The following is a 22,828-nucleotide window of genomic DNA, read 5'->3' as shown; positions in this document are numbered from 1 at the left end:
GTTCCGCGCACGGCGGAGTGTCGTACAGCCGACGGCCTGCCGTTCTGCAAGGCTCAGCTATGGACTGGACCGATTCCCGTCAGGAGTCCCATTCTTCGCGTGTTCTACCGGGCGCGGACTTGCCCAAGGTCGGCCGCGTCACGAAGACCGCGGACAGGGCATTGCCATGGCGCGTCATTGGCCTGACCGCCGATGCCAAGGACATCGATGACTTCCTGCTCACGCTGGGCACTAATGACTGCAGTCCGCAGACCCTTCGTTCCTACGCATTCGACTTACTTCGCTGGTGGAGGTTCCTGGCCGCCGTCGGGATCCGCTGGGACGCCGCGACACGCGAGGACGTGCGCGACCTGGTCCTCTGGATGAGGCAGCCACATCAGGCAGGCAGTCGGGCGTACAGCCCCACCTCCATCAACCACATGCTCTCGGTACTTTTTGTGTTCTATGAACATCACGCCCGCCTGGGGCAGGGGCCGGTCGCGAATCCGGTACCTAGTGCTGCCATGGGGATGCGCCGATACGAACATCACAATCCGCTGGCCCCTTACCAGCCGCGGAAGCGGGCGCCATACCGGCAGCGCGTCGTCACCGGGGCACCCCGGGCGCTTTCACAAGACCTCGTAAACCGGGTCTTCACGACCCTGACCTCAACACGCGACAAAGCGCTGGTGGCGATGTACCTCGCCACAGGCGCCCGCGCAAGCGAACTGCTCGGAATGAAGACCCGGGACGTCGACTGGGGCAGCCAGACAATCGCGGTCGTATCCAAAGGGACTCGCGCTTACCAATGGGTGCCCACGTCCCCGGACTCATTGACCTGGCTGAGGCTCTACCTTGGCGAGATGCCCTTGAACTCGCCTGAGGACGCCCTGTGGCGTACCCTTCGACGGCCCTACCGCCCACTCCAATACTCTGCTTTGCGGGCAATGCTGGTACGAGTCAACAAGGCCCTGGGAACCGGCATAACGCTGCACGATTTCCGCCATACCTGCGCCTCCCGGCTGGCCAATGACCCGTCCATCCCTCTTACCGACGTACAGGCCGTCCTAAGGCACAAGCACCTCACCACGACATCCAAATACATCCACACCAACACCCAGGACATGGTTCAACGCATCCTGCAGCACCACGGGGCGCCCCCTGCCTCAACACCAACACACGCTTGGGGATACGACCCGTCCGACATGGCCGAACTCTTCGGTACCTTGCCATGACGGCCACCGTGACCGGCCCGGAAATCTCGACCCCTAGGGTGTCACGCTCCACCCCTGACGGCGCCCAATGGAGCCTGAACGAAATTACTGCCCGCTCCGCCGAACTGCTCCCAAGCACCAGGAAAAGGCAGGTGGAACGAGCAAAAGGTTTGGCCCAACTCCTGGAATGGCTCGGCTCTTTCCCCGGCGAGAACTGGCAGCAGCGTTGGATTGCGGCAGGTTGCGACCAGGCCGGCACGTCCTGGGGGCAACAGGAGCTCATTCCGTATAGGAAGTCGCTGCAAGGCAGTGCCGTGATCGCGCTTGTCGTTCTTGGCGTCGTCCGGCCGTCCATGTTTTGGCTGCGGACCGCCACCCCGCCGCACTTGTTCATCACGTACAGAAGGGTTGTCGACTCCGAAGCGTTTGCCCTGTTGGATGCAAAGCTCGGTACTTTTCGCCTGTCGAAAACCTCCAAAATGACAGCCCTGAACGCAATGACCCTCCTGCGGATCCGCACAGGCGTCCCGTTGCTGAGTGTCACGGCATCACAGTTCCTTAGTGCCGAAGCTGAATGGAAAGCCTTGGGCAGAACCCGGTCGGTCGGCGTGGTCTGGCAAGCACTCCAGGCCTGCGGGGCGCTTTTAGGGGAGCCCGTCGACTACCGTGCGCTGCTGCTGAAGGGACAACGCACGGTTCCACAGCTCGTCGACGCGTACGGGGTGAGTAACTCAAGGATCCGTTCGTTGCTCATCGACTACCTTACGGAGAGAGCTGCCGCTCTCGATTACTCGTCGCTGGTCGGACTGACCCGCATGCTGGTCCGGAACTTCTGGGCTGACGTTGAACGCCATCATCCAGGGCAGGACACCATCAGGCTCCCGCACGACACCGCGACAGCTTGGAAGCAGCGCCTTCGGTACCTGCCTGGAGGCCGGGAACGCCGAGACTACTTTGCGCACCTGACCGCGGTGCGGGCGTTCTACACCGACCTTGCCCAGTGGGCGATCGCAGAGCCCGAGCGGTGGGCGCTGTGGGCCTGTCCGTCGCCAGTCAGTGCGGGCGAAACCAGCAGCCTGGCCAAGCAAAAGCACCAACGGCAGTCGCATATGCATCAGCGCACCCGAACCCTTGCACCTTGGCTAAATTCCCTCGTCTCCGCGGCCGCGAAGGAGCGCACCGAAACGGCCGCTCTTCTCCAAGCAGCATCCCTGGCAGCGGAAGGTGAACTCCTGACCATTCAGGGGACGACGTACCGCCGCGTGGTCCGCGGCCACTACCGGGACAATGGGTGGCCATCGGTTGAGAACCTGGAGACTGGCGCGGTCATACGGTTGCACCGCGCGGAAGAAACGGCGTTTTGGAGCTGGGCGATTCTCGAGGTCCTCCGCCTGACAGGACTGCGTGTTGAGGAACTCGTTGAACTGACCCATACCTCCATCCGGCGTTACGATCCGACTGCTGGAGAAGCTACAGTCCTGCTGCACGTCGCTCCATCGAAAACCGACAGGGAACGGCTCATCCCGGCCTCCCCCGAACTAGCCTCAGTCCTGGCCACCATTATTCGCAGGGTGAAGGGACCGGATGACACGCTTCCCCTCGTGAGCCGCTTCGACCCGCTGGAACGCAGTTGGGGAGCCAAGCTTCCTCATCTCTTCCAGCTCAGGCTTGGCGGAGTCCCCCGGGTACTTTCCACAGCAGGTGCTCGGAGCCTCCTCCGGGCCTTGGCGGCCAAAACGGACTGCAGGGACGTCGACGGAACACCGCTGAGCTTCACCCCACACGACCTGCGCCGCATCTTCGCAACGGAAACCGTCAACAGTGGTCTTCCCGTCCACATTGCCCAGCACCTACTCGGCCACCTCAACCTCAATACGACGCAGGGCTACATCGCCGTCTACCCCGAGCAGGTCATCAAAAATTACCGCACCTTCATCGACAACCGACGAGTCTTCCGGCCCTCTCAGGAGTACCGGGATCCGACCTCGGAAGAATGGGCGGAATTCGAAAACCACTTCACCCTCAGGAGGGTTGCCCTCGGAACATGCCACCGCCCCTACGGCACTCCCTGCATCCATGAACATGCTTGTGTGCGCTGCCCCATGCTTCAAGTCGACCCGGCTCAGCTACCACGGCTGCACGAGCTGGAGACGAACGCGGTCGCCCGTCTCGAGGAGGCCAAGCGAAAGACGTGGCTCGGCGAAGTCGCCGCGCTCGAGGAATCACTGCGCCACATCCGGGAGAAGCAAGTCCAGGCAACCCAAATCAACGAACGGGTCAGCGATGGCGCCGAACTCTACAACGCACACTAGGTCAGGCAGCTAAAACAAACTCCTGCCCCAGCCCACACAAACCCTTAGTGCAGTTAAATCGGGATTGTTCGATGTGGAAGAACAGGAGATCGACGTAGAAGTCGTCCCCGTCGACGTCGAAGTGAACTTGGCGGCCGACGAAGGAGAATCCCGGGCCCAGTTCGCGGAGAGTTTCCGTGATTCTGCTGGTGAGGGCGTTTTCGAGGTCGCGTTCGGCTACTTCGCCGGAGAGGCCGAGGAATTCGAAGTTGTAGGGGTCCTTTGCCACCTGTTGCGCCAGTTCCGAGTCTGGTCCAACAAGCCGTTGGACAAAGTTGGAGGGCGCCGCCCCGGTGCGCTCCAGAGTTTTGTTCATGATCATGTTCAGTAGGACGTTCCGAGACCAGCCGTATTCAACCGCCGCCGAGGCGTACCAGGAGCGGGCCTCCGGCGAGTCAAGCTTGTCCAACAGCACCGTGATGTGACCCCATGGCAATTGTCCAACGGCCTGTTGGACAATTGGTTCCGGCCAAGCCGTGGCGAATCCGCGCATGTAGAACAAGTTGGAGCGGGAAAGGCCCTTCATATCAGGGAATTCCGCCCGAAGGTCATCGGCCAGCCGGCTCATGACCTTACTCCCCCACTCCTCGATCTCTTGGCGTTCCAAAATGGTTTTCCCGATGGACCAGTACAGCTCGATGAGCTGAGTATTCACGGTGCGCAGTGCCTGTATGCGGGCGGCCCGTACACGGTTCTTGAGCTCGCCGAGGAGGTCGGTGTAGCCGTTGGGAAGGGCCAGGTCACGGGCATCAGTCATGGTTTCGATCCTATCGATGGCCACGGACATGCCGGGTTGCTCCCCGTTCTGCCCTTGCCGGCGCGTATTCCGGGCTGCCGTACTCGCGTTGCTCCCTCACTTCGGGCCGCGCGCAGCCTAGCCCCGGGTCTGTGGTGTGCGCCGGTTGTTCTCCAGTGACTGTCCGCTGGCTGACGCAAGATGGGCGTGTTTGTTGCCTTTCCAGCATTGTTGGAAGGCCACGCGCGGGATCCCCTTATAGGTTGTTTGAAGGAGAACGTTAGGGGATGACCGTGGCTGAGTTTCACGAGGCATGAGGGACAGTCGACGCGCTGCTCCGCACCCTGAGTGGGTGGCCATGTACCGGAGGGGTATCCCTCCCTCGAGGATCGCGGTGCTGGACGCAGCTCCCGCCACCACAGTGCGCTATCACCTGCAGGTCGCGAAGAAGCTCGAACCGGAGCTCGAAGCCGAGCACGCGGCTGCGCTGCCGAAGCGTGTGGGACCATCCGCGGCGGCTCTGCGGATGATGCAAGACGTTGTCGACTTCTACAGCACCTTCGGCCGGCTGCCATCGGCCCATGTGAAGTCACCTAGTGAGGCGACGCTGGGCAGGTGGCTTTACCTCCGGCGCAGGGAAGCGCAGGCGGGCACCCTCTCCCCCGCTGTCCGGGACGGGCTGGATGTAATTCCCGGTTGGCACCTGGCGTCCAAGCGGAAGGCCGAGGACGAGGCCCGGTGGCAGCAGCGCTTGCAGCAGGTGAAGGACATCCGGGATGCCGGCGGTGAGTGGCCGCGTCATCAGAAGACCCCGGATGCGGACGAACGCCTCGTGGGCGTGTGGCTCCACGCCCAGCGGATCAACTACAACCAAGGAAAGCTGGCCCCGGAGAAGGGGTCTCTGCTGAATGAGGTCCTGCCAGGATGGCGCGCGGGCCGGCCACGTGGCCGCCGACCACGACGAACACCACAAATCCCTGGCGACAGGTAGACCATGCGAAACGGAGGCGCTGCGGGCCCCTCCCCCTTGTTTGCCTTCGCGTGTTTATCGGCTGGGTCCGCCCTTAGACCTTTCGGCTCCCACGGCTGCCCCCGCACGGCTCTTCCTGGCCTTGGCCGCGCCTTTGCCCATGGTGACGGCTGCGCTGGGGTGGGTGCCTTCGCTGCGTGCCGCAGTGAGCCGCCCCCGGATCTGGGCTTCGTTGGCGCCGGTGTTCTCGAGGGATTCCGCGAATTTTGCGTGGTGTTCGGCTGAGCCGTAGCCGGTAGCTGATGCGGTTTCTGCTTTGAGTGCCTGGTCTTTAACTTGGCTGCTGTCGTTGCCTGTGACGCTGTTTTCGATCTCTCGGCCGAGGCCTTCAAGGCGGGCGAAGAGTTCCTTTTCGGCCCGTTCATACCGCTGCTCGATTGATGCCACTTGAGAGCCTGTGAATCCGCCCTCGGCCAGGAGCTTGGCTTCGTGCATCTCCTTGGCTGCTTTCACGAACTGGGGATCGTTGAAGTGGGACTGGCCGGCGCCGCTGATGTTCGCGGTGGTTTCTTTGCGCAGCTGCTCAATGTCGGGGCCGTTGATGCCGTCCTTGCCGATGAGGAACAGGCGCTCTTCGATGTCCGCGTTTGCAGCCGCAGCAGCTTTGGGCGTTTTCGCGTTGTGGGCGCGCTGCAGGGCCTGTGCCAGCTCGGGGTTGGCCAGGTACTCCACGGGTACTTGGTGGCGCTCCATTTCAGGTGCCAGTTTCGTCGCCTGGGCTCGAAGTTCTTCTGCTTGCGCAGCCGCGATCAGCTGCATAGCTTTCTCGTGTTCGGCAGCGGCTTTCCGTGCTTCTTCCTGGCTGCGCGCCAGCTCGTCCAGCCGGGCCTTCTCGGTTGCGATAGTCGCAATCCCCGATTCAAGGTAGGCGGTGTCCGTGCCGACATCGTGCGTGTCGATACCGTACCGGGCGAGGACTTCCTCGCGGATTTTCGCAGAGGCTTCAAGGGCGGTGGGGTCATGGTCTTTCCAACCCTCAGCGACGGCGTGTGCTGCGGCGATGTCCGCCGGCTGGGCCTTGTCCCACCACTCATCCTTCTGTACGGGTGCGAGGACGGCGAGGGCTGAGCTGCGTTCAGCTCTAAGGCGCGCCTGTGCTTCTTGTGCCGCCTGGGAGTCCTGGTGTTCCTGCTGTCGCTGGGCTTCCTGTCTGCCGCGGGCCATCGTCTCTGCGATGCGTGAGGCGATCATCAGGGATTGCCGCATTCCGTTGTCGAGAACGTCGTCGATGCCGTCTGATTCACTCATGGTGTTCCCCTTGCACTGGTGGTGTGATTCTTATCGGTCGAGTCCCGGCCCGGTATCGCGGCTGGGCTGATAGGTCTTCGCTGGTGTTGCGGGTATGGGTGTCGTGGGAATCACCGAACCCGGGCGGATGGGTGCCATGCCGCGGCGGGCAATATCAACTGCCCTCGGCGGCACCGCAGCCGCTTCGGCCGGCTGCTGTCCCGCTCCCACAGGAACGGCCTTGGGCATCGTCGCAGTGAACGGGGCCAGCTGGTTTTCGACCACTGATCGGATGCGTTGGGCTTCCCGGGCCCGGCCGGACTGGGCGTGCATTTCGTACACCGCGAAGGCGGTGTTGATCAGCTGCACCATGAGCGCTGTTTGCGCGGCCGTTTTGTCCTTGCTCGACGCTGCCATGAACAACATGGCCGTGCCGGCAATGGAGGGTAGTGCGACCGGCTTCCCGTGCTGCCGGGGTGCCCGAAGTTGGGCTGTGCGGGACAGTTCGGCAGCTGTGGCGGCCAGCGGCCCTGGCGTAGCCTCCAGCCGGTATGACCATGCTGCAAAGGCACCGGACACCTCACGCGCTGCCTTCGCCCAGGTTGCGTGATCGTCCCGCGGAATGGTGCGCAGCTGGTCGGCCAGTGCTGTGACGTTGCGGGTGTATTCCACCCACACATCAGCTGAAGGGGTGGCGTTCTCGGGCCCGGTCCTGGAGACCTTGCGCTTGTTGCGCGCGGCCGCGTTCCATTCCGCTGCCGCCTCGGTAGCCAGGTGCGGTGAGTCCATCCATTCCCCACGCAATGCACCGAGCTTCAGGTCCGACGCGAGCGTGCCGCCGCCGAACCAGATAGGACGCTCCCCCGGCTTGGGGCGCTCGGCGACGGAGTAGCCAACGATGACGTCGGTGGTGTTCTTCGCATAGCGCGGACGGAGCAACAGTCCGGTGTCCCGGGCGCGGCGGACGAACTCCGCTTCGGTGGCTGACGCGCTGGCGCTGGCGCGCACCTTCCGGGCCAGGGAGGCACGGTGCATTTCGCGGTCGTCCCTGACGGCGGTAGCCTTCTCGGCCCGGTCGTAGCCGCGGGTGGCGTGCACACTGGAGAGCTCTTCGAGCCCGTACTTGGTTTCCAGTTCGCGGCAGGTCTGTTGGGCGCGTTTGTAGTCGCCGTGGGTGGAGACTTTGGTGCCGTCTTCGCGGACGAGGGACACGGCGATGTGGATGTGGTGGTTGCCGTTCTCAGACGTTCCGTGGTTGATAGCCACCCACCGGCACTGGGCTTTTCCGCTGGCCTCGGTGAACCCCATGGCGTCGACGAAGTCGTTCGCCATGTCGCCCCACTGCTGATCCGTCAGGGCCCCTTCTTCGGCGCGAAGGCTCAGGGAGCAGTGCCACACATCGGCCTGCTTGTGGCCGTTCGGTACGCGTTGTTTCGTAACCGGGTCCCAGCGGAAATCCTTCTGCAGCACCTCGACGCCGAAGGCCTTGCGGGGCTGGTCCAAATGCTTCGCGATGGCAATCGCGTCGTCCTTGTCCAGGACACCGTCGTCGTACCAGGCCATGATGGCCGCGTCCCCGGCCACCAGGTGCGGGTCGGTGTGCGCGTTCTTCGTCTTATCCGTGTCTGTGGAGGCCAGGTACAGCATGAGCCCTGACATCCGGGAGCCGCGGGTGATGTTCGGAATCATCGCCCTACATCAGCCCCTCGATCGTCTTGTCGATCCGCATCGCAACCTCGCACACATACGCCAGCGCAGCCTTGGCGTCCTGGGGGAACTCATCTCCGGCGTTCGCGTGCCGGGCGATCTGGTTCACGTTGTTCGACACCCGGGCCAACAACGTATGGATCGCCATCAGTTCGGCCATCGCAGCCCTGCGCTCGGTCGGCGTCTCCGAGCCTTCCGACAGAGCAGCGGTCAGCAGCAGGTTCGGGACCGTGACTTTCTGCCGGGCAGCCTTCGCGATCAGGGCCGCTTCCTCCTCCGCGGTCACCCAGACACCGCGGCGCTTCTTCGTCCCCGCCGGGGAATTCGCCCGCCGCCGCTTCGAGAGCCTGGAGCGCGACTTCTCATTCGCTTCAGACACGTATTCCCCCAATCCCTCAAACGGCTCAGCAGTTCAAAAGCCCAGCGCAGCGACCCCGAAACCGGGGACCACACAAGCCAGTGTGCCAAGCGAACAACTACAGGGCCGGGAGCGACACGCCAGTTACGACCCCGTAAATGTATAGCTTGCTCCGTCGAGGCGGCTCACCCGTGTTTCAGGGCTCCGGCTGGGGATCGTGGCTGCGAATTGGACCGCCGCTGCGCGTCGCTCCCCCACAACCGGCCTCCGCTGTGGTTACGGTGGGGGCATGCCAACCATCGATATTGAACGGACCCGCAACCAGGCCCGCGCCCTCCTGGACTCGCGCATCGAGTCCGTCACGAACCTGGTCAAGACCAGGCAGCGGATCACCGACCTGCGCGAGCAACTCGCCGACGCTGAACGTGAAGACAAGCGCGCCTACGTGCGCGCCACCAAGGACGGGTGGAGCCCCGAGGAATTGAAGAAGCTCGGGCTCGAGTCCGGCGCCGCAGCGCGCCGCCGGAAGCCGGCCACCACCCGCACCTCCGACGAGGGCTCCCCGTCCTCCGATGCTGGGGTTACCGGGGCTGAGTAGGCTTGCCCCTCGCCCACATGGGCACGGCAAAAGCTGAAACCTTCGGGCTTTTCCCGCACACATGTGGACGACCGGACCCACCTGACCGGCTGCACACAAACGCCAGGACACCACCAGCAGGCATGTCACCACCGGGACCGGCGAATGTGCACAGCCTGGGAACGCTGCAGTCACCAACGGAGCCCTCCCCCATGGACCAAGACCAGCGTCGCCGGCCAACCCGACCCGGGGGTCGGGTTGGCCGGCAGGGACAACACCCGTCCACCCAGCGCGGCGACTTTGGTAGCGAGGGGACTCTGGTCAGTGGGAGGCCCTTAAGGCGCTCAGGGGGCCACCTTCCGGGTCACCGGCGGTGGCAACCACAAGCTGCAGGGCGGTGCTCGTCACCACCAGGTACCGCAGGCCCGCGTGATCCAAGCAATGGCACCAACTGCACATCCCAGGCATCACAAACATCGACCAAGACGACGAAGGCCGGCACCCCGTGGGTGCCGGCCTTGATCCTTTATTGGGCGCTGGTTGGCTTAGCCGTCGCCGGGTGCATCGCCTTCCGGGATCTGCCCCGAGGCGATGCGTTCTGCGGTCTTCTCATAGGCGGCTTGAATGTAGGCCGCCAGGTCGTCTTCCCGTACCCGCCAGATGCCCCTGCCGCCGAATTGCGCGGCCCTCAGCTCGCCGCTTTTGACCAGCGCATAGACCAGTGGTTTGCCGAGGTTCAGGACCTCCTGAACCTCATCCAGCGTGAGCATCCTCGGGAACGGCACCGACGCCGGGACTTTCGCCTGGTTCATTTCTTCGGTCCACTTTCCCATCGCTACGCGTCCTCGTTCCGGCGCTGCATCTCATCCATAGTTCTTTGCCCGCGGCGCAACTCCCCGGCCTTCACCGGCGGCCACGGCTTGCCGCCGTTGTACTTACGCTGCAGGCGCTTCGCCTCACGCATGCTGGCCCGGACAATGAAGTCCGACACGCTCGCGTCACCCTCTTCGGGCTGGCCAGCATTCACGAAAGCGGCACGGACCTGCTCGGCCTGCTCCTCGGTGTAGTAGGGCGTGAAAGCCGCAATCTTCTTTGGCTTCGCCATCACCACACCCTGGCCTTACTGGACTGCACGCAGCACCGGCGGCCAAGGGTGCAGGCTGTCCAGGTAACCCTTCCCCAGTGACATGGACCCGTTCTGATTAGAGCGGACATCGGAGTGCTGGTGGCTGCCGCCGGCATGGGCGATAGCGGCCAGGACAAGGTTAAGGTTCTCCCTGTCGAGCCCCGAGACCACGTCTCCAAGCGCGACGGGAACGTCCTCCGCCAGCGAGGCAGCCAACGACAGGAACCGACGCTCCCCACCGGAGAGCACGCCCGTCTCCTCCGGGATAACTGCGAAGTCGATCCATGCGCTAGCTTGACCGGGTCCTTGCGGCTCAGAGCTGGTGTGCACCCACGGGTTACCGGGGCCAGCAAACTTCCCACCAAAGCCGCGTATCAGCAACTCTGTGGCTGCCTCGATTGCGTACATGCCCTTTGCCCAGGCGCGTAGGTCATCTGCATGAGTCATAGCTGTGTCCTTTGCTCGTAGTTTGTCAGCGGCCGGCACGGTCGAGGGCGGCTTTAGCCTGGGCGATGGCTTGCTTGGCTTCAGTGGCAGCTCGGCCTTGTTCCGCGGTAGGTCCAGTCCCGGGCTGCCAGTCTGAACGAAGCTCGTCCTCGGCGTCCCCCAGGAGCGCGAAAGCGCGGGCCCGCATTTCTTCAAAGGTGGGCAAGTTCTCGGCCATTCGGGATCCTGTCATTGAAGGGTAAGAGTGAAGCCTGTCGGGGTCAGCGTATCTGCTGACCCCGACAGGTGGAGCGGTTAGAACGGGGGTTCCGAGTCGGGGCCGTTGCCCCAGCCACCGCCGGCATTAGCGTTAGCAGTCGGCAGGCCCCACGGGTCATCCTGCGGCTGGGACTGACCCCCCTGACTGCCGTTCCCCGAACCACCGAAACCACCGCCAGCCTGTCCGCCCTGGTTGCTGCGCTGGCTGCGGTTGACCTTGGCTGTCCCGAATCCCGTGAGTTTATGTCGGAGTGCGGGATCCCCTGATCCGCGCGGATAATCGCCGAAACCACTCATTTTGCCTCGCTGTGTGATGTTTGAAATATTTTCATGATTCCTGAAGCTTCTGTGATATTCATGATCGGTGCGATGTATTGCCGAACCTAGGGGTGCATGATGGTGCTTGCCGCTGTCCGCTCCATCGGGTTCAGCCGGGCACTTCAATCTTCACAGGACGAGGAGGACTTCGAGCAGGAACTTGTGGATCAGTTTGCGCTGGCCCAGGTTGGTGCGGGTCTCACTGACCAGTTCGTCCGGACAGAGCGTTCGGTGATCTTCGAGTTCGCCCGATTTCTAGGGCAGCCTGTCTGGACGGCCTCGCCGTCCGATGCCGACCGGTTCCTGGCGTATCTGCGGCACCAGCGGCGACAGGCGCGGGGCACGCGGGAAAGCAAGGCAGGAACTCTTGCCCGGTTCTTCGATTTCCTGATCGCGAGATATCAGGGCGATGTCCATGCCCTGACCGGTTATGTGCTCACGCAGCCGATCGACGAGTTCAACCGTCCCTCGAGTTCCTCCTCACCGTCCGCCCGGGTCCCGCCCAGCGACCCTGAAGTTGAGGCTCTCTTCGCGCAGTGGCGTGATGCGTTGCCCACCGCACGAAAGTACCTGCCCGCTGCCCGTGACTATCTGGCCGCCTCCCTCTGGCGCCGGGCCGGACTGCGGATCAACGAGACTGTGATGCTCGACGTCAAGGACTGGCGCCCGGACCTCGGAGACCACGGCAAGCTCCACGTCCGTTTCGGGAAGGGCAGCCGCGGCCGCGGCCCGAAACCCCGGCTTGTTCCCGCGATCAATTCCGTCGATGGGCTGCTGGACTGGTGGTTCACGGATGTTCGTCACCAATTTGGCGACGACTACCTGGACCCTGATGCTCCGCTGCTTCCGAGCGAGCGGCGCGACCGTCACACGGGTGGCTGTGCCCGGGCCGGTGACGATGCTCTCCGTGCCGGGCTGGCCGGGGCCGTGGAACGCTGGCTACCTTCTTGGAAGGGGCGGCTGAGTCCGCACGGGCTGCGCCACTACTGCGCGTCTTCCCTCTATGCTCGCGGCCTTGACCTGAAGGCAGTGCAGGAACTGCTGGGACACGAATGGCTGTCGACCACAACCCGGTATATCCATGTCCATGAGAACCACATTAACCATGCATGGGCCGTCGCAAATGAACGAGTGGCCGCCCGGCTGACAGGAGAGTGACAGGATGCGTTGGAATCTACGGATGGTCGCCGCGGAGCGCGGAATCTGGAAGTCGACCGAGCTGCGCCGCCAGCTTGCCGATGCCGGCCTTGAAATCAGTGCGGGCAAAATGTCAGGTCTCTGGACCGGTACCCCTACCACGATCCGCCTTGAAGACCTCGACATCATCTGCTCCGTGCTCAACTGCTCGCCAACTGAACTGCTGATCCGTGAACCGGAGAAGGTCGCCGCTGCACGCCCACCAAAAGCGCACGCCGCAGCAGCCGGTTCGGTGCCATCCGTGGTTCCCCGGCTCGGGCGAAACCGGTCCAAGCCCCCGGCATGAGCGGATCCCATCCACCTCCCACATGCACGATCTGCGGTCAGCGGCCGGTCGCGTGGAGCGCCCCGCGGCGCACAAAGTTCTGCTACGGCTGTATGCCAGGAGGACCCTACACCCCGCCGCCATGCCGGCGCTGCGGACGCACTGACAGCTACTACTCCGCCGGCCTGTGCGACCGATGCCACCGCAGTGCACCTCAACAGGCGGGTGCTTGCAGGGACTGCCACGCCTGGGGCGTGACAAGTACCCATCAATGGCTCTGCGAAGCGTGCCGGCACTGGCGGAAGAAGCACCCACGAGGGAAATGCACAGCCTGCTCCGCGGACACCGCCATCAATGACGACCAGGCGTGTCGGCTCTGCTGGAGCCAGTTCATCACCAGCGGAGGCAGGAAAGGCGGCATTGATCTGTTGAAGGCAAACCGGTTCGGGCAGCAACTGTTCCTGGCCAACCTCCGACATGCCAGCGTGGGCCAACACCGCGGCACGCGCCGGAAGCGCGAAGAACCGCCCAACGCGGTCCACGCGCCAGCGTTCACGCCCGTCACCCATCGCCAGCTCACCCTGTTCCCGGCGGCCCGCGACCTTGCCAACGGCCTCGCCCACGGCTTCCCCCCGCCGGCCGAACCGAGAATGGCTGCCTTCCTGGATCAACTCCTGACCGAGCACGCCCGCAAACACGGGTGGAGCCTGACACACACCAAAAGGACACGCCGCGGACTGGCCATCGCGCTCGGCCTGCAGGACACTCCCGGGGCACCACTGCGCGCGACGGACATCCTCGGTCTGCAGGGCATAGGAATCACAACTCTTCGGCTCCTGGAAGTCTGCGCGGCCGCAGGCCTGCTCGAAGACGACCGGGAACCCGCCGTCGACAAATGGTTCAAGACCGCGACAGCTGAGCTGCCGGAGCAGATGAGGAACGAACTCGACAGCTGGTACACCATCATGCTCAACGGCAGCAGCACCCCACCCCGCAGCAAACCCCGCTCGGAAACAACAACCCGCCTCTACCTGCGCTGGTCACTGCCCGCCCTGCACTCCTGGGCCGCTTCCGGACAAACCTCCCTTCGGGAAATCACGCCGGAACATGTCAAGGACGTCCTTCCCCCGTCCGGTAACCCGCGGGCTGCTATGGGGCAAGGACTACGTTGTCTGTTCCGTGTCCTCAAGGGCCACCGCGTCATATTTTTCAACCCAATCGGCCCGATACGAACCGGCACCCATGAAACCCGCCACCCGATGCCTCTGGCCTCCGCCCAGCTGCGCGACGCGATCAACTCCACAAACCCGGCAGGGGCAGCACTCACAGCGATCGTGGCCTTTCACGGACTGAGATCCGGACAACTGCGCAAGCTGCAACTGACCGATATCCACGACGGGCGCCTCCATCTGGACCAGCGCACCATCCCGCTGGCCCAACCGGTCCGGGACCGGCTTTCCGTCTGGCTGGCCTACCGGGAACAGAACTGGCCATCGACGAGGAACCCGCACGTCTTCATCAGCAGGCGCACCGCCCTGGACAGCGCCCCTGTCGGCGTCCAATGGATCACCACCTCCATGGGGATGACCGTCCAACAAGCCCGCGAGGACCGGATCCTGTACGAACTGCACGCCAGCGGCGGCGACCTCCGCCGTATCTGCGACATGTTCGGCCTGAGCATCGCCGGAGCGAACCGCTACTCCACCGTCCTGGCCCACCCAGGCCTCCAAACGGTTAACGCCACACCTTCGGGCCACCATCACCAGCACAAAGCGTCAACAGGGGGCCACGTCCTGATCCTCTCGACAAGTTGAATCGTGCCGCGCATGGGTTACCCCAGCGGACGATGCACCGGACGGGTCCTACGGGATCCTTCGACAATCAGGGGAAATCAACAGCGCAGGTGGTGAGGGTCTCTCCTTTGAAGGACCGACTTACGGGCAGGGGCAGTTGTCCCCGGTTACGCTGATTTGATGACTGGGATCTAACTTGAGTGGAGCAATGACTGTGCAGATCGAAAACCTCCTGGCCTCTTTGACCGAGGAATTGCAACTCGCAAAGGAGGAGCGCCCTACAGGCGCATCTGACTTATCGCTCCAGTCGGTAATAAGTTTGCTTCAGCGAGCCAACAAGTTAGCGAAATCGGGCCGGTCTTTGAAAGCCCAAGAACTCTTTGATTCTGCCGCACGTCAGGTGTCGGACTCATGGTCCTTCAGGGCAACGCTGGCTACAGATGTTCTTGACCTTAAAACGGTCGAGAACATTGCATCGCACAGGAGCCACTGAAAATTTGCTTCCTTGGTGCAGCCCCTCCGATCCACGAGAACATCCTGGTGGGTTGGTCAATTCCGCCTTAGGCGCCCCGGTGAAGGACCGGCTTACGGGACGAAGTGCGGATTCACCCCCCACAGGACGCGTGGCGGCGAAGCATGCCTTTCAGAAGGCCGGGGCGCGGGCGGAATCTACTCAGGGAAGCTGGGCCCCAATTGCAAATTTGCAGCACTACGATAACCAGATGAGCGCTCCGGATGATTCAGGCGAACCCCTGCAGAAACTGCCTGCAGGAATGCCGAGAAGTTATGCGGAATATAAGCCAGTCACCTCGGAAGCCGTAGCACCCCCTCCAACTAACGTTGGCGGATATGACGAACTCCGCAGCTACTTCCAAGAGCGAGGCCAAACACTGCCTCGAAAGGCAGAAAGCCTAGCCACTCTTGATCAAGCCATTAATGATGGCTTGGCGGCTGAGCTTGCCCGGCCTATCGGAATGTTCTACGGAGATCTCCTCACCCACACTGTTCCCGGCGCCCACTAGGAAGTGGTTGTGGAGGGCTACCCTCTGGTTCGTGTAACCAGAAATGTGGCCATCGACGTCGTCCACATCGCCCTGCAGCGCCTGGCTACTCCGAATCCCACACTCGAACAAAATTATGCCCATGTCCTCGAACTCGTCAGGCAGGATCCGTAAAGCGTTACGGACGGCAACGCTTAACTGCGTTCTTTGAAGTACTTAAACAGCCGGGCCTCGCGGCTGGAGGCTGCTACGAGCAGACTTCCGGTGATTGCGCCGATGGCCCCTGCTCCACCCGTGACAAGCAGGTGACCGTACAGGGCCTCAGCGACCCAGGGGGTGCCAAACCGTGCGATGAAGGCTGCCCCTGCCGTGGCGACGAGGGCCGAGATTCCCGCCCACACAGTTGCCTCTATGAGGGTGATGAGGGTGAGGTGGCGGGCGGATACTCCGGCGTGGAGCGAGGACGCGTATTCGAGACGTCTACGTGCCCCTCCGACGAATCCGATGGCAAGTCCTATGGCGGCTGCAGCGGCGGGGGTGAACCGTGTGATGCGGTCCTGGTATTCGTCAGCTCCGGTGAATACCTGGCCGAGGGTGGGGTTGAGCGTGGCGATGGATGCGGCTGCCTCTCCTGTGCTGGTGGCTTGGGAGGCGCGGATGAGAGGGTCGAAAGCAGCTGTGGAGGGCCAGACGTCGGCCCAGCATTCGTCAAACGTCCCTTGTCCGAGTGTGGGGATCAGAACGGCGTTGGCGAGGCGGGTGTCGCGTCCATCGTCCTCTGGGTAGCGGAATATGGCCGCAACGGGCATGGGCCCTTTGTCAGTTTCCAGCGTGTCCCCGGCATGGACTTGCCAGCGTTTAGCGAGGGGTTCGGAGATCAGGACGCCGGAGTCCAGGGTTGGCTCTAGTCCGAGGATGGTCTGGAAGCCTAGTGTCGTCTCGAACGTGGGGGTTGCGATGCCCGCCAGGCTTGTGATGCCGATTGGGGCAACCGTTCGCACTGCCCCGGACGCGAGGATCCCTGTCGTCGTCGGAAGCGCATCGCATCGTTGCGGATCAATGCCGGCTTCAACTTTTAGGACCCGTACTGAGCCGCCGGCGTCGTGATAGGTCCGGGCCCGCTGGTCAAGTGCTGCGATCGTGGAGATTTCCGCCACCGACAATAGTGTGACCAGCAGTATCAGCGCGGCCGACAGCCAGCCCGCCTTTGCTGCCCCGCTGTGTATGTTGCGCCAGGCCTCGCGAAGGACCTCGTGCGTGCGCATCACGTCGTACTTCCTTGCCCGTACTTCGTTAGGTCAAGGACTTCAGTGCAGGCCTCCAGTGTGTTCTGGTCATGGCTGGCAACGATGACGACGGCGCCGCTTCGGGCCAGTCCGCTGAGCACGGCATTGACGGTGGCCGCTGTGGATCTGTCGAGCTGGGCGGTTGGCTCATCGACCAGGATGAGATCCGGGTTTCCGGCCACTGCCCGGGCAAGCATCAGACGCTGGGCTTCCCCGCCCGACAGCAGCGAGAAGCGCTTGTCGGCACTGTTCTCCAGCCCGAAGTCGGCAAGTCGTTCAAGGGCCAGTTCCTCGCTGTGGTCTCGGGAGAGCCCTGTTGCCAGGTAGGGCAATGCGACGTGATCAAGAGCGGTTCGCTGGGCCACGCCGAGGGGGTTCTGAAACACCCAGCGGACCGTGGAGATACCGGCCCGTTCCACGGACCCTTCTGTGGGGGATTCCCAGCCGGAGAGGATGGACAACAGGGTGGATTTTCCGGAGCCCGAGGGCCCGCGGAGACCCCATACCGCACCGGCTCTGAACTCTGCGTCCAGGCCGCGGAACAGAAAATGACCATCAACGAAGCTGTGCCCCACGCCCCTTAGACAAAGCGATCGTGCGGATCCAGGCTGGACTGAATCGGGGGCTGAGGCTGTCTCTAGTTTTGGCATTCGTTGGACCCGATAGCGGTGCCGAGAAGGATCGCTTTGGGTACCTCGTTCTCGAATGTGGCCAGAACGGATCCAGCGCTCGACCCCGCCGTGGTGATGCGATGTGTAGTACCGTCCGGAGACTTGACGCAGGCGGCATTCCCGCGAGCTCCGAAGACCCCGGAGACAGGGACCTTGGCCACTTCAAGGGGCGAGGTCAGCGCCGTCTTGAGGCTCACCGGTTTAGGACTGCTGCTTGATTGGGCGGCTGCAAAGTCCGGGCTGCGGGAGACCTCCGTCAGGAACTTCGCTTCGGTGACGAGACCATCCGCTGTCATCGGTGCGGACACGCTCCCAAACAGGACCTGCCGCTCGCCAGGGGCCGGCGCCTGGTTGGCGGGGAACACCACACGCAAGCTTTGGAGCTTGCCGGCAGTGGTGATGAATGGTGCTCCGGAAGTGTACTGGGACCCCAGGAGCGCATCGCATGATTGAACACGAACGCTGTTGTCGGGAAGCCAGAGTATGTCTTCCTGATGGAGGACGCCGTCGCGGTTCTCGAGCGCCAAGTCGCTCTGCAGCTTGAGGATGGCAGCCCTGAGGTCTGCGGCGTAAGCACCTTCCCCGGCCACCTCGTATTTCATTGCCGAGAGCTGTGCGCGGAGCGCGTTGACGTCCGGTCCTTCTGTCCCGGGTCCGATGTCCCGATAGAACGGCACATCAGAATGCAACCCCAAAACCGGTCGGCCACTAACGGAAGCCACGATTTTGCCCGATGCCATCTCGGCGCCCGGGACACACTCCGAGGAGGTGACCGTACCGGAGATGCCCAGGGTCGCCGCGACGGGCTGCGCGGCCTCGATCTCTGCAGCGGCCATGCGCTCGTCCCGGAATTGCGTGAGGGTGACCGCCGCGGATCTCGCTTCAGCGGCTTGGCTCAGCGTGGCGGGCGGAACAAGCGCCGTCGCCCCGAGCACCGCCAGTGCAGCTGCCGCCGCGCTGGAAGCCCCGACGAGCGTGTACGGCAACCAGGAGGTCTTGGCCATCCTCAGGGCGCCTTGCCGATGCTCATATTGGCCCCGGCGAAACAGGCCTGCGCCTCATCGCCATAAGGGTCAAAGGGCATTCGCTCCTCGAGGGTACTTTCCCCATCCCCTGGGGAGCGGAACGTCTTTTGAAACTCCTCAAGAGGAAGGTCAGAATCAACAAGGCCTTTGGACTCAAGGCACTTGTACGCGATCTCATAAGGATTAGCGAGCAACTCAGGGTTTCCCTGCTGAATGCCGTACAGCTCACCCAACCGGCTAATTGTCCCTTCCGAACACGCAGTCACGGTCGACATTGCAGATTCAATCGTCTCGCCATCCGAAAGAGGAGCGTTCTCCACCCGGTACAGACCATTACTGAGTTTGGTCAGGGCTACGGGCTCTCCCGACGTTTCCATGCACTGAGCGAAACGACTGTAGGCCTCGTCGTAGTCAGCCTGCTCGATACGTCCCGTACGCTCAGCCCGTTCAAGGACCTCTCTGTCGAATTCTTGAAGATTGGGGTCACCAAGCGCAGTGCTGACAAGCTCACTGAAATTCTCGGCAATAACTCGACGCTCCGAGTCCCCCTGATCGCTGCCCGAGCAAGCGGCGATCATTGGGAGCACAGAGGCAATAACAAACGCGGATACAAGAGACCGGAAGTTCGTGGACAATTTCACCGTCCAACCTCAGCCATACCGAACAGTGCGTCCAGCACCAGTATTTGTCTTTGTCCCCGCGTTGCTAATTCCCCCATCCCACAACCGTAGCGCCACCGATGTCCCTCATAGAAAAGCGCATGGATGTCCGTTACAAACCAGGAACCCTGAACGTGAGCGTTTAGGGTTCGCCAAAAGATTTTCCGAAGATTTCTTTGGTTCTGTGTAACCTTTTCTGCTGTCCCGGACAATACAGGGCATGGGGAACCTTGAAAGTGACGAGGACAGCCTTTGGTCCCGCAGCCTGAGCGGTGACGGCGAGGCATTTGGCGTGCTGTACGACAGGCATCGTGACCGGGTGTTCCGTCACGCTTACCGGCTCGCGGGTAACCATCACGACGCCGAAGACGTCATGGCTGCAGCCTTCCTTGAACTCTGGCGGCGGCGCGCCAAAGTTCGGGTAGTAGAAGGGTCAATACTTCCCTGGCTACTCGTTACGACAACGAACATGGCCCGGAACAACGGGCGAGCTGCCGTCCGCTACCGGAAACTGCTGGACTCACTACCGCGCACCGAAGAGTCCTCGCCCCTAGAGGCTGACCTTTTCGCCGGCCACCAAGAGAGCCTGGACAAGGACTTCGCCCAAGCTCTCGGAACGCTCAACGCCGAGGACCTGCACCTGGTGAGTCTGGTCGTTTTCGAGGACTATCCACTCGCTGCCGCAGCAGCCGTTTTAAACATGACTCCCGGCGCGGCTAAAACGCGGATACACCGGGCGAAGCAACGGATGAAAGCTGCCCTCACTGGCAGCACCGGCGCAGGCACTCCTGCCCGCAGCAACCCAACTGCAGTTTTGGAAGGAGAACGGTCATGAACCAGCTCCATGTCGATGACCGGTTCAGCAACGCACTCAGGGCAGAACTAGTCGCCCAAGTCCACCAAACGTCCCCGGCACAGACACGGCAGCACACCCGTTTCTGGCTTGGAGGCGGTGCCCTAGCGGGCGCATGCCTGCTCGGCGGTATCGGGGCGGCCGCAGCCGGGTTGTTTCAGATTCCCGGTGGACAGGAAGTAACTCCCTTGGCTTCACCCGTGACCACCACCTACACGGGCACAGCAACGGTTGAGCTGGGTAATCCCCCTGAAGGGACCACGGGGATTCAAATGGAATTCTGGTGCCTGACCCCTGGCTGGTTCGAGTTTCCGGACGGCGCAACCAGTAACTGCTCGGAGGAGGATGCGGCAAGCGACAGACTGGGTTGGAGCGGCTACACCATCAGCCTTGCCCCCGGCCAGGACAGTGTCACGATCAAAACTGACCCCGAGGCCCGCTGGCGGCTCACCGCAGAATATGTGAAACAGGAGCGGACACCGCTGGGTGTCAACGCCAAGGGTGAAACCTACGGCGTCGAAAGCCCAGAAAACGGAACCCCAGACCTGATCGCGGTCATGGCCACCAACGGGCAATCCGGATACGCCTACGCCCGCGACCTTAACGGAGGCCCGAGGCCCACGAGCCCGGAAGACGCCGTCAAGAACTTCAACACCCCACGCCCTCCACGCGAGATCCCCGTGTTCCTTAGTGACGGCGAAACCAAGGTCGGCGTCTTCCTGGCGGCAGGCTCTGGAGGCGGCATACCCTCCTATCCGTCCCCTTCTCCAAGACCATGACAGGACGCCCAGGCAAACGAAACGAGCCAACGCTTGCTCACGATCGTGACTGTCCCAGTAGGCGTTCGGCATAAGAGGCAGCCTGGGAAGAGGCCTACCCTACGTGCGCTCCGCGTTCTGCTGGCGGATTTCTTCGCGGGTCCGGCGGCCGCGACGCAGCGCTCCAGCGGGGAGGCCAGGCCATTTCTTGCCGGCGTTGTGCTTGCGCTGCAGGCGCCTGACTTCGCGCATGGTTGCTGCCACAATGAGGTCCGACACGGAGGCGTACCCCTCCGGGGCGCCGCCGGCCAGGAACGCCGCGCGGACCTGGCCAGCCTCATCTTCCGTGAAGTACGGCGTGAAGGCTGCGACCTTCTTAGCCCCCACTACTCACCACCATGCCGGCTCACCGGCGGGCCGGGAACGTTGATCCTGCCGGCCGGGTTCGCCTCCGTGCCGAACCACGGGTCGTCGTCGGCGAACTCCCGGTCGCTGATAGTGAACCCGTCCACCGGGGCACCATCATTTACCGCACTTTTTGGACTTGGGTTCGCGCCGGAAGACGCTTCACTTTTAGTGAACCCACGGGGGACGTTCGCGTACCGCAGCGAGGGGCCGATCTCATCGACTTCGAGTTCGATCACGGTGCGCTTCTCGCCTTCCTTGGTTTCGTAGGAGCGGGACTTCAGCCGGCCGGTGACGATGACGCGCATGCCCTTGGTCAGGGACTCGGCCACGTTCTCTGCCGCTTCCCGCCAGACGCTGGCCCGGAGGAACAATGTCTCCCCGTCCTTCCACTCGCTGGACTGACGGTCGAAGGTCCTGGGCGTTGAAGCGATGGTGAAGTTCGCGACCGCCGACCCACTCGGAGTGAAGCGCAGCTCTGGATCTGATGTCAGGTTTCCAATCACAGTAATCGTGGTTTCGCCGGCCATGATGGTTCCTTTTCCTCGTGTGCTGGTGATGTTCTCGGTGTGTGTTGTGGGTTCGTTCTGAGGTTCGGTCCCACCCGGTTCCTCGTGGGTGAGGTCGTTGGGTTGGTACTGGTTCGCAGTGTGCGCGTCCCAGAGCCCGCCGTCCCCGAGCGGGGCGCAGTGGATCGCCTCAAGGTACCGGTCATCCCATCCCTGGTCTGGGAAGGCGAAGCCGTCATACAAGTCCTCAACGTAGGGTTCCACAATGGCGGATTTCACAACGTAGGGGTCCACAACGTCGGTGGGAATCCTGCCGCTGGGGTTGACCTGCCGGAACAGGTCCACCTCCAACGGGATCCGTGGGCTGAGTTTGTACCCGACGACCGGGCGCGGGGTGGTCACGGTCCTCACGCTGCCTTGTGACTCATGGCCGCCTGGACAAGCTTGTCGCGGCGCAGGCCCGACCAGTGGTCCTCGTCGTCAGCGTTGTTCACAACGACGGGCGCCTGGGAATAGCCGAGTTCGGCGGTGATGTACTCCAGCGCTGCCGGCACTTCGGTGATGTCCACGGCCGTGTAGGTGATGCCCTTGGAGTCGAAGTAGTCCTTCGTCTTCTCGCAGTTGGGGCACTCGGGTTTGGTGTAGACCGTGTAAGCGGTCGGTGTTGCAGTCATTTTCAGCACCTGGTTTCGTATCAAATGAGTTTCGTTCGTCTGGCTGACTTGCTACTTCAATTTTAGCAATCATTCAACTGAATGAATAGGGCTCTTACCCCTTATTCCAGGAGTTTTTAGGAGCCTTTTTGTTTCGGGAAGTATGCAATTTCGTGCGGGCCTGAACCACGGAGACGAAGGGTGGGGTGGCGCCGCCGGCGACTGTGGTCATCCCCGCAGGTTCCCCAATGTCCAGCCCCCCTGTGCCTGAGAAAGTCCCCAGGAGGTGGGGTGATGTGCGCACCCGGCTGGAGTGGGAGTGCTGAATAGGTGTCGTCTGGGAGTGTTATTGACAGCCGGTCCGAGACTGGCTGTCAGGCTGGTGCTGTGACTTCGGACGAACGTGGCCCTGGTGTCGTTTTGCC

Annotated in this window: 25 protein-coding genes; 10 read left to right on the top strand and 15 right to left on the bottom strand. The window is 62.7% G+C overall.

What is annotated here, in order from left to right; all coding sequences use genetic code 11:
• Positions 1-59 precede the first annotated feature (59 nt).
• Positions 60-1,214 (top strand): tyrosine-type recombinase/integrase, encoded by a 1,155-nt coding sequence (locus AC5RV1_RS08960; protein WP_493994251.1) that lies wholly within the window; start codon positions 60-62, stop codon positions 1,212-1,214.
• Positions 1,211-3,505 (top strand): tyrosine-type recombinase/integrase, encoded by a 2,295-nt coding sequence (locus AC5RV1_RS08955; protein WP_493994250.1) that lies wholly within the window; start codon positions 1,211-1,213, stop codon positions 3,503-3,505. The genes AC5RV1_RS08960 and AC5RV1_RS08955 overlap by 4 nt, the downstream gene beginning before the upstream one ends.
• A gap of 1 nt (position 3,506) precedes the next feature.
• Here the strand turns inward: AC5RV1_RS08955 and AC5RV1_RS08950 are convergent, their stop codons facing one another.
• A complete protein-coding gene (locus AC5RV1_RS08950; protein ID WP_493994249.1) occupies positions 3,507-4,301 on the bottom strand; it encodes a PDDEXK nuclease domain-containing protein in 795 nt (264 codons plus the stop codon).
• A 337-nt stretch (positions 4,302-4,638) separates the two neighbouring features.
• Here AC5RV1_RS08950 and AC5RV1_RS08945 point away from each other — a divergent pair, with 337 nt between their 5' ends.
• Positions 4,639-5,271 (top strand): helicase associated domain-containing protein, encoded by a 633-nt coding sequence (locus AC5RV1_RS08945; RefSeq protein ID WP_493994313.1) that lies wholly within the window; start codon positions 4,639-4,641, stop codon positions 5,269-5,271.
• 54 nt (positions 5,272-5,325) lie between these two features.
• On the opposite strand, the gene AC5RV1_RS08940 is transcribed toward AC5RV1_RS08945, so the two are convergent.
• Genes AC5RV1_RS08940 through mobC form a run of 3 tightly spaced genes read right to left on the bottom strand, consistent with a single transcriptional unit; the run spans position 5,326 to position 8,623 of the window.
• Positions 5,326-6,558 (bottom strand): hypothetical protein, encoded by a 1,233-nt coding sequence (locus AC5RV1_RS08940; protein ID WP_493994248.1) that lies wholly within the window; start codon positions 6,556-6,558, stop codon positions 5,326-5,328.
• A gap of 30 nt (positions 6,559-6,588) precedes the next feature.
• Complete coding sequence (locus AC5RV1_RS08935; RefSeq protein WP_493994247.1) at positions 6,589-8,226, bottom strand: relaxase/mobilization nuclease domain-containing protein; 1,638 nt, start codon at positions 8,224-8,226, stop codon at positions 6,589-6,591.
• A gap of 4 nt (positions 8,227-8,230) precedes the next feature.
• A complete protein-coding gene (gene mobC / locus AC5RV1_RS08930) occupies positions 8,231-8,623 on the bottom strand; it encodes a plasmid mobilization relaxosome protein MobC (protein WP_493994246.1) in 393 nt (130 codons plus the stop codon).
• 268 nt (positions 8,624-8,891) lie between these two features.
• Between mobC and AC5RV1_RS08925 the strand changes: the two genes are divergently transcribed.
• On the top strand, positions 8,892-9,200 hold the full coding sequence (locus AC5RV1_RS08925; RefSeq protein WP_493994245.1) for a hypothetical protein: 309 nt from the start codon (positions 8,892-8,894) through the stop codon (positions 9,198-9,200).
• 524 nt (positions 9,201-9,724) lie between these two features.
• Here the strand turns inward: AC5RV1_RS08925 and AC5RV1_RS08920 are convergent.
• From AC5RV1_RS08920 to AC5RV1_RS08905, 4 genes are all read right to left on the bottom strand, one after another.
• Positions 9,725-10,012 carry a helix-turn-helix domain-containing protein gene (locus tag AC5RV1_RS08920; protein WP_493994244.1) on the bottom strand — a complete coding sequence of 96 codons (288 nt, stop codon included), beginning with the start codon at positions 10,010-10,012 and terminating at the stop codon, positions 9,725-9,727.
• Between the two features lie 2 nt (positions 10,013-10,014).
• Positions 10,015-10,284, bottom strand: coding sequence for a ParB family protein (locus tag AC5RV1_RS08915; RefSeq protein ID WP_493994243.1), 270 nt, complete (start codon positions 10,282-10,284; stop codon positions 10,015-10,017).
• 15 nt (positions 10,285-10,299) lie between these two features.
• The gene (locus AC5RV1_RS08910; RefSeq protein WP_493994242.1) at positions 10,300-10,554 is read right to left on the bottom strand and encodes a hypothetical protein; all 255 of its coding nucleotides are present in this window, start codon (positions 10,552-10,554) and stop codon (positions 10,300-10,302) included.
• A gap of 223 nt (positions 10,555-10,777) precedes the next feature.
• Positions 10,778-10,969, bottom strand: a complete 192-nt coding sequence (locus AC5RV1_RS08905; protein WP_350005471.1) for a hypothetical protein — start codon at positions 10,967-10,969, stop codon at positions 10,778-10,780.
• A gap of 434 nt (positions 10,970-11,403) precedes the next feature.
• Between AC5RV1_RS08905 and AC5RV1_RS08900 the strand changes: the two genes are divergently transcribed.
• From AC5RV1_RS08900 to AC5RV1_RS08885, 4 genes are all read left to right on the top strand, one after another.
• A complete protein-coding gene (locus AC5RV1_RS08900; RefSeq protein WP_493994241.1) occupies positions 11,404-12,486 on the top strand; it encodes a tyrosine-type recombinase/integrase in 1,083 nt (360 codons plus the stop codon).
• Positions 12,487-12,490: 4 nt separating this feature from the next.
• Positions 12,491-12,811, top strand: a complete 321-nt coding sequence (locus AC5RV1_RS08895; RefSeq protein ID WP_174181064.1) for a helix-turn-helix domain-containing protein — start codon at positions 12,491-12,493, stop codon at positions 12,809-12,811.
• A gap of 407 nt (positions 12,812-13,218) precedes the next feature.
• Positions 13,219-14,604 (top strand): site-specific integrase, encoded by a 1,386-nt coding sequence (locus tag AC5RV1_RS08890; RefSeq protein WP_493994240.1) that lies wholly within the window; start codon positions 13,219-13,221, stop codon positions 14,602-14,604.
• A gap of 1,010 nt (positions 14,605-15,614) precedes the next feature.
• Positions 15,615-15,758: a hypothetical protein gene (locus tag AC5RV1_RS08885; protein ID WP_493994239.1), complete on the top strand. Its 144-nt coding sequence runs from the start codon at positions 15,615-15,617 to the stop codon at positions 15,756-15,758.
• Between the two features lie 20 nt (positions 15,759-15,778).
• On the opposite strand, the gene AC5RV1_RS08880 is transcribed toward AC5RV1_RS08885, so the two are convergent.
• The 4 genes from AC5RV1_RS08880 to AC5RV1_RS08865 form a co-directional block, all read right to left on the bottom strand.
• Positions 15,779-16,852 (bottom strand): hypothetical protein, encoded by a 1,074-nt coding sequence (locus AC5RV1_RS08880; RefSeq protein WP_493994238.1) that lies wholly within the window; start codon positions 16,850-16,852, stop codon positions 15,779-15,781.
• The gene (locus AC5RV1_RS08875; RefSeq protein ID WP_493994237.1) at positions 16,849-17,445 is read right to left on the bottom strand and encodes an ATP-binding cassette domain-containing protein; all 597 of its coding nucleotides are present in this window, start codon (positions 17,443-17,445) and stop codon (positions 16,849-16,851) included. The genes AC5RV1_RS08880 and AC5RV1_RS08875 overlap by 4 nt, the downstream gene beginning before the upstream one ends.
• 62 nt (positions 17,446-17,507) lie before the next feature.
• On the bottom strand, positions 17,508-18,545 hold the full coding sequence (locus AC5RV1_RS08870; protein ID WP_493994236.1) for a hypothetical protein: 1,038 nt from the start codon (positions 18,543-18,545) through the stop codon (positions 17,508-17,510).
• A gap of 2 nt (positions 18,546-18,547) precedes the next feature.
• The gene (locus tag AC5RV1_RS08865) at positions 18,548-19,207 is read right to left on the bottom strand and encodes a hypothetical protein (RefSeq protein ID WP_493994235.1); all 660 of its coding nucleotides are present in this window, start codon (positions 19,205-19,207) and stop codon (positions 18,548-18,550) included.
• A gap of 238 nt (positions 19,208-19,445) precedes the next feature.
• Between AC5RV1_RS08865 and AC5RV1_RS08860 the strand changes: the two genes are divergently transcribed.
• Both AC5RV1_RS08860 and AC5RV1_RS08855 read left to right on the top strand, forming a co-directional pair.
• Positions 19,446-20,060, top strand: a complete 615-nt coding sequence (locus AC5RV1_RS08860) for an RNA polymerase sigma factor (protein ID WP_493994234.1) — start codon at positions 19,446-19,448, stop codon at positions 20,058-20,060.
• Positions 20,057-20,857: a peptidase M56 family protein gene (locus tag AC5RV1_RS08855; RefSeq protein ID WP_493994233.1), complete on the top strand. Its 801-nt coding sequence runs from the start codon at positions 20,057-20,059 to the stop codon at positions 20,855-20,857. The genes AC5RV1_RS08860 and AC5RV1_RS08855 overlap by 4 nt, the downstream gene beginning before the upstream one ends.
• A gap of 99 nt (positions 20,858-20,956) precedes the next feature.
• Here AC5RV1_RS08855 and AC5RV1_RS08850 read toward each other — a convergent pair whose 3' ends face one another.
• From AC5RV1_RS08850 to AC5RV1_RS08840, 3 genes are read right to left on the bottom strand one after another with little or no spacing between them, the layout of a single operon-like run.
• Positions 20,957-21,223: a ParB family protein gene (locus tag AC5RV1_RS08850; RefSeq protein WP_174181080.1), complete on the bottom strand. Its 267-nt coding sequence runs from the start codon at positions 21,221-21,223 to the stop codon at positions 20,957-20,959.
• A complete protein-coding gene (locus AC5RV1_RS08845) occupies positions 21,223-22,152 on the bottom strand; it encodes a single-stranded DNA-binding protein (protein ID WP_493994232.1) in 930 nt (309 codons plus the stop codon). The genes AC5RV1_RS08850 and AC5RV1_RS08845 overlap by 1 nt, the downstream gene beginning before the upstream one ends.
• 5 nt (positions 22,153-22,157) lie before the next feature.
• A complete protein-coding gene (locus AC5RV1_RS08840; RefSeq protein WP_493994231.1) occupies positions 22,158-22,424 on the bottom strand; it encodes a glutaredoxin family protein in 267 nt (88 codons plus the stop codon).
• Between the last annotated feature and the right edge of the window lie 404 nt (positions 22,425-22,828).

The sequence above is a fragment of the Arthrobacter sp. Hb9-2 genome (assembly GCF_059091165.1).
This window is presented reverse-complemented; position numbering and strand designations above follow the sequence as displayed.

Bases quoted from the DNA above. Each gene is read 5' to 3' on its own strand.
- AC5RV1_RS08960 (WP_493994251.1), top strand. From the start codon at position 60: ATGGACTGGACCGATTCCCGTCAGGAGTCCCATTCTTCGCGTGTTCTA.
- AC5RV1_RS08955 (WP_493994250.1), top strand. From the start codon at position 1,211: ATGACGGCCACCGTGACCGGCCCGGAAATCTCGACCCCTAGGGTGTCA.
- AC5RV1_RS08950 (WP_493994249.1), bottom strand. From the start codon at position 4,301: ATGACTGATGCCCGTGACCTGGCCCTTCCCAACGGCTACACCGACCTC.
- AC5RV1_RS08945 (WP_493994313.1), top strand. From the start codon at position 4,639: ATGTACCGGAGGGGTATCCCTCCCTCGAGGATCGCGGTGCTGGACGCA.
- AC5RV1_RS08940 (WP_493994248.1), bottom strand. From the start codon at position 6,558: ATGAGTGAATCAGACGGCATCGACGACGTTCTCGACAACGGAATGCGG.
- AC5RV1_RS08935 (WP_493994247.1), bottom strand. From the start codon at position 8,226: ATGATTCCGAACATCACCCGCGGCTCCCGGATGTCAGGGCTCATGCTG.
- AC5RV1_RS08925 (WP_493994245.1), top strand. From the start codon at position 8,892: ATGCCAACCATCGATATTGAACGGACCCGCAACCAGGCCCGCGCCCTC.
- AC5RV1_RS08920 (WP_493994244.1), bottom strand. From the start codon at position 10,012: ATGGGAAAGTGGACCGAAGAAATGAACCAGGCGAAAGTCCCGGCGTCG.
- AC5RV1_RS08915 (WP_493994243.1), bottom strand. From the start codon at position 10,284: ATGGCGAAGCCAAAGAAGATTGCGGCTTTCACGCCCTACTACACCGAG.
- AC5RV1_RS08905 (WP_350005471.1), bottom strand. From the start codon at position 10,969: ATGGCCGAGAACTTGCCCACCTTTGAAGAAATGCGGGCCCGCGCTTTC.
- AC5RV1_RS08900 (WP_493994241.1), top strand. From the start codon at position 11,404: ATGATGGTGCTTGCCGCTGTCCGCTCCATCGGGTTCAGCCGGGCACTT.
- AC5RV1_RS08895 (WP_174181064.1), top strand. From the start codon at position 12,491: ATGCGTTGGAATCTACGGATGGTCGCCGCGGAGCGCGGAATCTGGAAG.
- AC5RV1_RS08870 (WP_493994236.1), bottom strand. From the start codon at position 18,545: ATGGCCAAGACCTCCTGGTTGCCGTACACGCTCGTCGGGGCTTCCAGC.
- AC5RV1_RS08860 (WP_493994234.1), top strand. From the start codon at position 19,446: ATGGGGAACCTTGAAAGTGACGAGGACAGCCTTTGGTCCCGCAGCCTG.
- AC5RV1_RS08855 (WP_493994233.1), top strand. From the start codon at position 20,057: ATGAACCAGCTCCATGTCGATGACCGGTTCAGCAACGCACTCAGGGCA.
- AC5RV1_RS08840 (WP_493994231.1), bottom strand. From the start codon at position 22,424: ATGACTGCAACACCGACCGCTTACACGGTCTACACCAAACCCGAGTGC.